Source organism: Streptococcus sp. 1171_SSPC, assembly GCF_001069335.1.
GTDB classification, from domain to species: Bacteria; Bacillota; Bacilli; order Lactobacillales; family Streptococcaceae; genus Streptococcus; species Streptococcus xiaochunlingii.
The window spans coordinates 15721-26874 of sequence record NZ_JWAK01000031.1 but is presented as its reverse complement, the minus strand read 5'-3'; the positions used below and the strand labels follow the sequence as shown (position 1 = coordinate 26874).

8 protein-coding genes are annotated in these 11154 nt (G+C 42.7%); 2 read left to right on the top strand and 6 right to left on the bottom strand.

What is annotated here, in order from left to right; genetic code table 11:
• Nucleotides 1-56: 56 nt before the first annotated feature.
• Nucleotides 57-2498: a penicillin-binding protein PBP1B gene (gene pbp1b / locus ADF75_RS05920; RefSeq protein WP_048789474.1), complete on the bottom strand. Its 2442-nt coding sequence runs from the start codon at nt 2496-2498 to the stop codon at nt 57-59.
• Between the two features lie 199 nt (nt 2499-2697).
• On the opposite strand from pbp1b, the gene tyrS reads away from it, so the two are divergent.
• A complete protein-coding gene (gene tyrS, locus ADF75_RS05915) occupies nt 2698-3954 on the top strand; it encodes a tyrosine--tRNA ligase (protein WP_048789473.1) in 1257 nt (418 codons plus the stop codon).
• Between the two features lie 56 nt (nt 3955-4010).
• Nucleotides 4011-4853 carry a methyltransferase domain-containing protein gene (locus ADF75_RS05910; RefSeq protein WP_048789472.1) on the top strand — a complete coding sequence of 281 codons (843 nt, stop codon included), beginning with the start codon at nt 4011-4013 and terminating at the stop codon, nt 4851-4853.
• 51 nt (nt 4854-4904) lie between these two features.
• Here the strand turns inward: ADF75_RS05910 and ADF75_RS05905 are convergent, their stop codons facing one another.
• The 5 genes from ADF75_RS05905 to ADF75_RS05885 all read right to left on the bottom strand — a co-directional run bounded on the left by ADF75_RS05905 (nt 4905) and on the right by ADF75_RS05885 (nt 11148).
• Entirely contained in the window at nt 4905-6203 is a 1299-nt protein-coding gene (locus ADF75_RS05905; protein ID WP_048789471.1) for a response regulator transcription factor, read from the bottom strand.
• Nucleotides 6204-6215: 12 nt separating this feature from the next.
• Nucleotides 6216-7862, bottom strand: a complete 1647-nt coding sequence (locus ADF75_RS05900) for a sensor histidine kinase (protein ID WP_048789470.1) — start codon at nt 7860-7862, stop codon at nt 6216-6218.
• Between the two features lie 2 nt (nt 7863-7864).
• The gene (locus ADF75_RS05895; RefSeq protein WP_048789469.1) at nt 7865-8476 is read right to left on the bottom strand and encodes a YesL family protein; all 612 of its coding nucleotides are present in this window, start codon (nt 8474-8476) and stop codon (nt 7865-7867) included.
• A 194-nt stretch (nt 8477-8670) separates the two neighbouring features.
• Nucleotides 8671-10152, bottom strand: coding sequence for an ABC transporter substrate-binding protein (locus tag ADF75_RS05890; RefSeq protein ID WP_048789468.1), 1482 nt, complete (start codon nt 10150-10152; stop codon nt 8671-8673).
• 63 nt (nt 10153-10215) lie between these two features.
• Complete coding sequence (locus tag ADF75_RS05885; protein WP_048789467.1) at nt 10216-11148, bottom strand: carbohydrate ABC transporter permease; 933 nt, start codon at nt 11146-11148, stop codon at nt 10216-10218.
• Between the last annotated feature and the right edge of the window lie 6 nt (nt 11149-11154).

Here is an 11154-nt window from a genome sequence, read left to right as displayed (position 1 = left end):
ACACAAGGTTTTCTCTAGACATGAAAACGATTTTATGGTATTGTCCCTGATAATTTTTACCGGTTTTGTCCACTCGATGATGAACTGCTTGGCGTACTAGTATTGCCTGTCCGATTGCTATTGCGATTCCCATTGGAAGTCCCCGCTGAACCTCCTAGCATTCCAGCCCAAGCACTAGCATAATCATTATCTGATCCACCAATAGCAAAACGGTAGGTCGTTTGTGGAGCACCATTTTTAGCCCAATAGCTGGTAACTGTCGCACCCGACACATCGATGTCACGACCATTGACATTGACACGACCAGGTCGTTGTCCTGTAGCTTTCAGAACAGTCGATGAAATGACACTACTATCTAGGGTGAAGCGGTCTTGCACTCCCCAAGCATTTGGATCCGCCTGGTAGATAGCATTGGCTAAATAGGCCATGTAGCTTGCGTTGTTGTTGTAACCTGTCAATGGAGCCATAGAAGCATTGTTATCGTGTCCAATCCAGCCACCTAAGGTGAGATTTGGAGTAGACAGCATGAGCCACATATCTCCATTCTCATTGGTAGTTCCGGTTTTCCCGATCCAATCGGCATTAGCAAGGGTTGGGTTGACCTGGCTGATCCGGCTCTTGAAGGTCGTTGTTGCACCGGAGCTGATGACACCTCTTAACAGATCCTGCATGATAGTCGCAGTTGCTGCTGAGTATACTCGAGTTGGTTTGCTTTCGTGCTGGTAAACAACTTTTCCGTTTTGGTCCATGATTTTTTCAATCATGTAGCGTTTTTGGTAATTCCCATTATTGGCAAGGGTTTGATAACCGTTTGTATGTTGGGCAACGCTTACTTCGATCCCGCCTCCCATTGGCAGACTTTCAATGCCGTACTCAGCGATATCGTAGCCCATTTTTTCCATATAGCCAGGTACATCGACACCCTTTTCACGGAGAGTACGATAGGTCCAATAAGCTGGGATATTCCATGAGGTATTGAGGGCCTCTCGGAGGTCCATCATACCAGTTCCTCGGTTATCCACGTGCATAATTGGCTCTCCACTAGAGAAGTTGGTTGGGTAATTGGAGACGATGCTATTGCTTCCCATCAAGCCTTGGTCAATGGCGATTCCATAAGCCAGCAAGGGTTTAATGGTAGAACCTGGAGAACGCTTTGTATCAAAGGCATGGTTATTTTGATTCCCGTCAAAATTCCGTCCCCCAACAAAGCCAAGAATCGCTCCTGTTCGGTTGTCCATAAGGACATTCCCAACTTCCACCGTACCTGTTCCATCATCCAAGATACCACCATAATTGGCAACTGCTTCTTGCATGGCATTGTAGATAGCTTTGTTGATAGTGGTTTGGACCGTATAGCCACCCTCTCTCAATTCTTTCTTCGCTAACTCTTGATAAGACTTAACCGTTGAATTGTTTTTTAGGTCGTGACTAGAAACGTTGTCTCTCTTGATTAGATACTCATACATAGCATCTTCCGCTTCACTAACAGCTTGGAAATACAAGTAGTCGTGTGGTGTCTTCTCGATGCCATTTGAAGGAAGGAAATCCTTGCTTAGATCATATTGACTATATTGGTCGTACTCTTCCTTGCTGATAGCACCCGTCCGATACATATTGTACAAGACATCCTTGGCACGATCCAAGCCTAAAGCTTGATTTTCCGGAGTCTTGAGGCTGCCATCAGAAGCGTAAGGTGAGTAGACAATTGGACTCTGTGGCAAACCAGCAATAAATGCCGCCTGTGGAACAGTCAAGTCTTTGGCAGAAACACCAAAAATCCCTTGAGCTGCAGCTTCCACTCCTGCGATATTTTGTCCCCGGTTGTTTCGACCAAATGGAGAGACATTGAGGTAGGTCGTTAAAATTTCGTCCTTATCCATTACCCGCTCCAGAGCAAGGGCATCGATAATCTCAGCGGCCTTCCGTGAGAAGGTCGGTGCATCTCCCACAACTTGTTGTTTGATCAACTGTTGGGTCAGAGTCGAACCACCACTAGAGGACCCTACTCCAGCAACTGAACCCAAGGTAGCCCGGATTACCGCTTTCGGAACAACCCCGTTATGGCTATTAAAATTTTCGTCCTCAGTTGCAATAACAGCCTTTTTGACATTGTCCGAAATCGCATCCTTTTGGACAGGAATCCGAATCAAGTCACTGTCAATATCAGAAATGATGCTTCCATCTGAGTAGGAAATCTTTGAAACGCTCGAAATATTTCGCACTTGTTGAACCAATTGGGTCGGATCCGGTGTCTCTGTCTCATTAAATAGGCTGGCTGCATAGCCAATTGCAATCCCTGCACCAAACAAGAGACCACCTATAGCAAACACCAATAACACATCCCAAAGGAGTTTCATCGTCCGGAGAATGGTTGCTAGGAAATCTCCTAGTGACCAGCCCTCCTTGTCTTCTTTCTCATCGACCTCAACAGTCATCTTGGCAAAGAAGTCTTTTATTTTCTTCCCGCACTTTGTAAAAAATTCTCTCATTTGACTCACTCTATTTCTCCTTGTCCTTCCTATTATACCAAATGGACCACTTCCTTTTCAATTCCTAAAGTTGAGAACACCGTTTCCAACTGGATTTTTTTCGTCCTTTCATTGCTATTTCAAGTCATTATGGTAAAATAGAGAGAAACCATACAGATACTGGACTGTTTTCATCGATCCGGCCAGTAGCTTAGAAAAGGAGAGAACGATGCACATTTTTGATGAGCTAAAAGAACGTGGTTTGATTTTCCAAACGACTGACGAAGATGCTTTGCGTAAAGCCCTAGAAGAAGGACAAGTATCGTATTATACTGGCTACGATCCAACTGCTGATAGTTTGCACCTTGGGCACCTTGTTGCAATCTTGACCAGTCGTCGCTTACAATTGGCAGGCCACAAACCTTATGCGCTTGTCGGTGGTGCGACCGGACTCATTGGAGACCCTTCTTTCAAAGATGCCGAGCGCAGTTTACAAACTAAGGAGACTGTAGACGGTTGGGTCACTTCTATCCAAGGGCAATTGTCTCGTTTCTTAGATTTTGAAAATGGGGAAAATAAGGCTGTCATGGTCAATAACTACGACTGGTTTGGCAGCATTAGCTTCATTGACTTCCTTCGCGACATCGGAAAATACTTTACTGTCAACTACATGATGAGCAAGGAATCTGTGAAGAAACGTATCGAAACAGGAATTTCTTACACTGAATTTGCCTACCAAATCATGCAAGGCTACGACTTCTTTGTTCTGAACCAAGAGCACAATGTCACTTTGCAAATCGGTGGTTCTGACCAGTGGGGAAATATGACAGCTGGTACAGAGTTGCTTCGTCGGAAGGCTGATAAGACTGGTCACGTCATCACTGTTCCCCTCATTACAGATGCGACTGGTAAGAAATTTGGTAAATCTGAAGGGAATGCGGTTTGGCTCAACCCTGAAAAGACTTCTCCATACGAAATGTACCAATTCTGGATGAATGTCATGGATGCTGACGCTGTACGCTTCTTGAAAATCTTTACTTTCTTGTCACTGGATGAGATTGAAGACATCCGCAAACAGTTTGAAGCTGCTCCTCATGAACGCTTGGCTCAAAAAGTCTTGGCTCGTGAAGTCGTAACACTTGTTCACGGTGAAGAAGCCTACAAGGAAGCCCTTAACATCACTGAGCAACTCTTTGCAGGAAACATCAAAAACCTTTCTGTCAAAGAACTCAAACAAGGACTTCGTGGTGTACCAAACTACCAAGTACAAGCGGACGAAAACCACAATATCGTAGAATTGCTCGTGTCTTCTGGCGTGGTGAATTCCAAACGCCAAGCCCGAGAAGATGTTCAAAATGGAGCTATCTACGTCAACGGCGACCGCATCCAAGACCTTGACTATGTCTTGAGCGATAGCGATAAATTAGAAAATGAATTGACCGTTATCCGTCGCGGTAAGAAAAAATACTTTGTTTTGACTTATTAAAAAGAAGACCTCTGAAGCTATGACTTTCAGAGGTTTTTTGGTACACTAGATGTATCATGACGATCAAACCAAAATTACAACGATTTCAAACAGCCACTGCTTTTGCCTGTCCCATCTGTCAAGAAGCCCTTGACCTGATCCAACAAAGCTTGGTCTGCACTAACCGCCACTCCTTTGACCTTGCTAAGTTTGGCTATGTGAACTTAGCCCCACAAGTGAAGGCTTCCAAGGACTATGACAAGGAGAATTTTCAAAACCGGCAACTCGTTCTAGAGAACGGTTTTTACGACCATATCCTCACTAGCCTGTCAGAATGTTTGTCTCCACTGGACCATCCAGCCAACATTTTAGATATTGGTTGTGGAGAAGGCTACTATTCGCGCAGCTTACAGGAACGCTATCCAGACCATTCCTTTTACGCCTTTGATTTATCTAAGGAATCGATCCAACTGGCTGCCAAAAGCGACCAGGAATGGAAGGTCAAGTGGTTTGTCGGAGATTTAGCCCGTCTCCCTCTTTTGGACCAGAGCATGGACCTTCTCCTAGATATCTTTTCGCCAGCAAATTATCAGGAATTTAAACGGGTCCTGGCCCCAGAAGGTCGCCTTATCAAGGTCATCCCAACAGCCGCCCATCTGCAAGAGATTCGTCAGAAGGTGAAGGATCACCTGGATCAGGCCGATTATTCCAATGAGCAGATTATTCAACATTTCTCTGATCATTTTACGATTGAAAACACCATCCATTGCCAGGAAACCTTCGAACTAACACCAGCATTGCGGGAGGCCCTTCTGAGCATGACGCCTCTCCTCTTTCACGTCAATCCAGCTCAAATTGACTGGAACGATTTGACTCAGGTCACCATTTCTGCCACGATTTTGATCGGAAGAAGCAACTAAAAAATACCCTCCATTGATTAGAAAATGGAGGGTATTTTTCATGTTTTCAGATCAGTCACTTTCCTCTACGCCGATTTGTTGACGGTAGGCTTTAGGAGACTTGCCACACAACTTGCGGAATACTTTATAAAAGTAACCGACATTGCTGTAGCCAACTTCATAGCAAATATCTTCAATGCTTTCCGTTGTGGATAAAAGCAACTGTTGGGCAGCTTTGATCCGTTGTTTATTCAAGAGCTCTGCAAAGGTGGAATTGGTCTCACGTTTGATCAATTGCCCTAAATAAACAGGATTGATATAGAGATCTTTGCTGATATCCTTGAGCGACAGTTCCTTCCGATAGTCGCGTCCAATTACTTCTAAGACGGTCGCCACATTATTGTTCATCCGATATTGAGAGAAGAAGGTCTCCAATTGATTCCGAACGCAGGTAACAAGATCCTCGAAAGTCGTTGTCTCATGAACGGCTTTCACAACTTCTGTCAGGTTATCTCCCTGCAGGTGTTCAAACAAATGAAAGACATCCATAATGAACTGAATAAAGAGTTGCTTGGCTATCGCCACTTTTGGGGTATGGCTTCTCACGGTTTCTTCCAACCAGTTCAACTCCTCCAAAATCTGTTGGATATTTCCCTGAATGATGACACGGTAGATGGGTTCGTAGTAATTAAAGACACCATCTTCTTCCTCCAAAGGGAGATCCCCATAAAACAGACTTCGTTCAACAAGCTCTTTAAATTGTTGAAAATGTTCCTTATAAGGTGCTTGGAAACGGCGCTGTAGGAAAGCTCCTTCATCCTCATCGGAAAGATAGAGTTGAAGATTTTTTCCTAAGACCTGATAAGACGAACTGGCAAAGCCCTTCCTTTCCTTATCCACTCCAATCCAGAGTTGTTTTCTTCCTCGGATGGCTTGTTCGAACTCTTCTTCTGACCAATCTTCATGAAGGAGCCGATTGGCCGTTTCTTGGTCTGGTTTTTTTAGAGTTTGAGATAACTTTTCTAGGATATTCCCCAGCTCCACCTTATTGACAGGCTTTAACAGGTAGTCTGCCACCCGGAGGTTTAAGGCTTTTTTTACATAAGCAAAATCCTGGTAGCCCGACATAATGATATAAGCCGCATGGGGAAGAATGGACTGCATTTGATCAATCATTTCTAGACCAGTTTTTCCTGGCATATTGACATCCGTAATCACGATATCCACTGGATAATCCGCAACATAGGCCAAGGCTTGATCTGCATCCTCTGCTGTGTAAACAACCTCCATGTCCCATTTTTCAAAGGGAATCAGTTTTTTCAACCCCTCAGTAATCATATATTCATCGTCAACCAATAAGACTTTATACACGATTCTTTCCTCTTAAGTGTCCTCGATGGTAATCGTATAGAGAACACCTTTTCCTTTTTCTGATGTAATTTGAATGTGGTAACGATCCCCAAAGTAGAGAAGGAAACGCTCGTGGACATTGACAATCCCAATCGATTGTCGCCCCTTACTCTCTTCTACTTCTTCTCGTGGATCCCTATGACTCAATATTTGTTGGATCCGTTGCAGTTGGCTCGGTCCCAGTCCTCTCCCATTGTCTTGAACCCGAATTTCCACAGCTCCTCCAACATGACGGACTTTGATACTAATGACATTGTCCTTGCGCTTGTGATCAACTCCATGAACAAAGTAATTTTCCACTAGTGGCTGAAGAGTAAACTTCGGAATAACCATCTCTTCTAGACCGGGTTCAATTTTAAAGCCATAAGCAATCGATTTTGGATAACGCACCATACAGAGATAGCTGTATTTTCTACAAAATTCCAACTCATTTTCGATGGTCGTTTCTTTCTCCTCTGAAATATTGTTTCGAAGGAGACTACTAAATTCGTAAATAATATCAGCTAATTCTTCTTGATCCTGCATAACTGCATACATGCGAATAAACTCCATGGTATTATACATAAAATGCGGATTAATCTGCGCTTGCAAGGCCTTCAAATTGGCATCTTTTTGGCTCAGTTGTAGCTGATAGATATCACGGATAGACTTGTCCATATTGTCTAACATGGTATTGGTCGTTTCTGCAACTAAAAGGAGCTCCTGCTCTTTGGTATCCACATTGATCCGTCGCTCAGAATCCCCCTGGCTGATGGCTTCCATGGTATCTACCAAATCCAAAACTTGTTTTTGGTAATTACGGAAAATTCGTTGAAGCAAGAGATACAAGACCAAGACCAGGATTAAGGCGACCGAAATCATCCAGGTAAAACTAAACAAGGCTGTTCGAACCGTGTAAGAGGTCGGAATCCCAACCCAGATTTGATAGCCGTAAGCAGTATCTCGCACAATCCACTGGCTGTGATCTTTAGGGTTGATATCCCCTCTGTGGTAAAAAACCTTGCCCAAGGGATTATAGATTTGGACGGCAACTGGAATCGTGTCTTGAATATTGTCAACGACAGAATCCAATAGCGCTGGATTGATTTTAATATAAGCCAGTCCAATATCCTCGCCAGTCGTCACATCCGTTAAGGAGACTGGGATGGCTTGCGAGCTGGCCTTGTACCGATCCGCTGGAACTTGTTGCCCTCCTTTTTTATTTTTACTGGAGACAAACACAGTCGTATAGTCATTTAACACCAAATCAATTTGATCAATAACATCGTGTTCCAAATACAGAGTTTCAACATTACGGTGCAGCGAAACTTGAATATAATTGGAGAAATAATTATCCAATCGCCAGCTTTCGTATTCAGAAGGCGTCATTGAAAAATACTTGTAAACTCCTTCGAGCTTGGCAGGATTTTCTACCAGACTCTTTCCCCATTGAGAAGATCTCTTATAAATATCCTCTACCTCAACAGTCAAGCGCGAGGAAATCAACTGAGCAATCCGTTCTGTTTCTGCTTTCTGATTATGCCAATAGACCAAGGATACCGTCACGCCTAAGGTCGTGATGATCCCCACCATGATATAGGCATAGAACTTCAAAAGAGTCGCTAACCATATTTTTTTCATAATTAAGAAACCACTTTAGAGCGAATTGTTTCATAGACTGGTTGAAAAATATCATTGACAAAGAAATGCCACAAGCCCAGTAAAACAAAGAAGAATAAAGCCGGAACGAAATGGGTAACAACCCCTAACAGAAAGGTCCCAAAGAGAAACTTGGTCACTGCACGAATATCCAGAAAAGCACCAATGAAACTCAACTTCAAGCTATTAAGATAGGACAAGTCAAAATGGACTTGAAGCTTGAGATAGACTGCAAAAGTCAGGGGAGCCACCAATAAGAAAATCAAATTGACCAATAAGATAAAAATCTGAAACAGGGACAAGTGGGGCAATTGAACCATCAGATACATGCCATAAATAAGAATAGCTTCGATTAAAAAAAATGTATAGAAAACCTGGTTGCCCCGACGGAAATTTTCTTTATAGAGCGACCAAGCCTCAGACCAACCATATTGCTTGTAATCAGATCCATGTTCGGCATATAGACTCATAATCGTTGCACTAGCCGGCCCAAATCCAAATAGAATCCCTCCACAGAAGGTTAAAGCCCAAAAGATCCCTGTTGCCAGCATGGCTAAATAGACCCTTGTAAAAATTAATTCAATCATTCTTCCCATAATGTGTCTCCATGTTCATTTGTTGTAGAGGGGAGCGTACGACTTAGTATAGTTTCCCTAGTACAACTGATGATTATACCCTATATTATAGCACATTTCCTCTGATGGTTTCGATTTCGAAATCATCAACAGAAAAGACTTTGAAGTGCGAAGACCTCAAAGTCTTTTGATAGACTTAAGCAAGTATTGTTAGCTTATTTCTTAGCAGCAAGGTACTCATCGTATTGTTTTTGGATTTCATCCAAGACTTTTTGGTAGGCACCTTCTGATTTCAATTTTTCAAGCATCTTAGGAATTTCAACTTCAGGATCTACTGTACCTGTATTGATGGCACTTGTGAATTGGTTCAAAGTGTTTGTAAGGGCAGTGATTTCTGATTTCACGTTTTCAGTGTTGAAGATGAATCCAAGTGCTGGAGATTCTTTTGCAGTTTCCAAGTCTTTCTTAGATTGTGCAATTTGTTCATCGGTTACGTTTTCGTTGATGTAAAGGATCCAGTTGTTACCAGTGTTCCATCCTGACATGTGAGTGTTTCCGTTGTAGCCATCCAAGACTTTCACACGGTTTTCTTTACCTTCAACTTTTTCCCAGTTCTTGCCTTCTGGACCATAAACAAGACCGTTCAATAGTTCTGGGTTTGTGTTCAAGAGGTTCAATACTTCCATTGCTTTTTCTTTGTTCTTAGAGTTGTTTGAGATAACAAAGTTTGCAACTTGAGTAGTGTTGTTCTTCTTGTAAAGTTGAGTGAATGGTTTGATCTCGATCTTACGGTTTGCTACACGAGTAAGCAAGCTGTTACCGTAGTCAGCAGGTCCTACTGTTTCTTCACGTACCAACCAAGTATCTTGAGAAAGGTCATATCCAGTGTCGCTTGTAGCTACGTCTTTTGGAATGTAGCCAGCTTCATAGTATTTATGAAGAGTCTTCAAGTTTTCAACATAACGTGGGATTGTATAACGGTCAACGATCTTAGTTGTGTCACCTTGCAAATCGACAACGAATGGAAGTCCATCTACTGCGATGTAATCGAAGTCATCAGAAGGTCCACCGTAGCTCTTGTTCATTGCGAATGGAACAACGTTTGGATCTTTTTCTTTGATCGCTTTCAAGACTGGTTCAAGAGAAGCATAGTCTGTGACGTTTGAGATGTCGATACCATATTTTTCAAGAAGTGGTCCGTTGAAGGCAAAGTTTTGTGAAGATGCAACGTTGGCTGCAACTGGAACTGAGTAGATCTTACCGTTGACAGTATTCCCTTTGATGTAAGCAGGGTCAAGTGCTTCATAAAGCTCTTTTCCTTCTTTCTTGTACAAGTCTGTCAAGTCAGCGTAAGCACCTTTTTGAGCGTTGATGACATAGTTGTTTGCGAAAGCAATATCGTAGCTTTCACCAGATGAGATCATAACGTTCATCTTCTTGTCGTAGTCACCCCAACCAAGGTATCGGATGTCTAATTTAACGCCAGCTTTTTCTTCGATGATCTTGTTCGCATTTTCTAACAAGGTATCCAAGTTATCCGGTTTGTCACCGATTTGGTACATTTTGATAACTGTTTTACCGTCTTCACTCTTAGATGATTTTTGGTTATCACCTGTCAAGTTACCACAAGCAGCAAGAGTTGCTCCAAGTGTGAGAACGCTAGCAGAAGCTAAAGCATATTTTTTCCAATTTTTCATGAGAAAAACTCCTTTTTTATTTTTCTTTATTAACATTATGAAGGGTGGGTGAGAAAAGTTCGCTTACTCTTTCACACCACCGATGGTCAATCCTTTTACAAAGTAACGTTGGAAGAATGGATAGAGGATAGCGATTGGAACTGTTGCCACCACCACCATGGCCATCCGTCCAGTTTCCTTAGGAAGGGATTGGACTGCACCAGCGATTTGGCTAGATGCACCGACGGATTTAGAGATGTAATCCATATTATTTTGGATTTGCATCAGCAAGTATTGAAGGGGATAGAGGTTTTCACTCTTGATATAGAGGAGAGCGTTGAACCAGTCATTCCAGAAGGCGAGGGCTGTGAAGAGACTGATGGTAGCAATCCCTGGGAGAGAAAGTGGCAAACAGATCTGGAAGAAGATCCGTGTCTCACTGGCTCCATCTATCCGAGCAGACTCAAGAATGGCTTCTGGGATCGTCCGTTTGAAGAAGGTCCGCATCAAGATAATGTTAAAAGGACTCAATAACATCGGAATGATGAGGGCTCCAACGGTATCTCCTAAATGAAGCAACTGAGTGGTAACGATATATCCTGGTACCATCCCTGCACTAAAGAGCATACTCAAGAGGGCAAAGACAGTAAAGAAGTTTCTGTACTTAAAGGTTCTACGAGAGATCGCGTAGGCGTAGGTCGTTGTAATGAAAACATTACATGCTGTCCCTACAATCGTTACAAACAAGGTAATGAAGAGGGCTTGAAGAATCTTATCCTTAAATTGAACAAGGAAAAGATAGCCATCTGTACCGAATTTAGCAGGCCAAAATTGGAAGCCGTTAATTGCCAAACTTTGTTCATCTGTCAAGGAAATCATGACAACGAAGATGAAGGGCAAGATACAGGATAGAGCAACCAAGCCGACGATGCTACTAAAGAAGATGTCTGCTTTCTTACTGAAGGAGTGGATCCCAACATTATCAACTTTTTCTTTTTTAATTTTTGATTTTGCCATGGTATC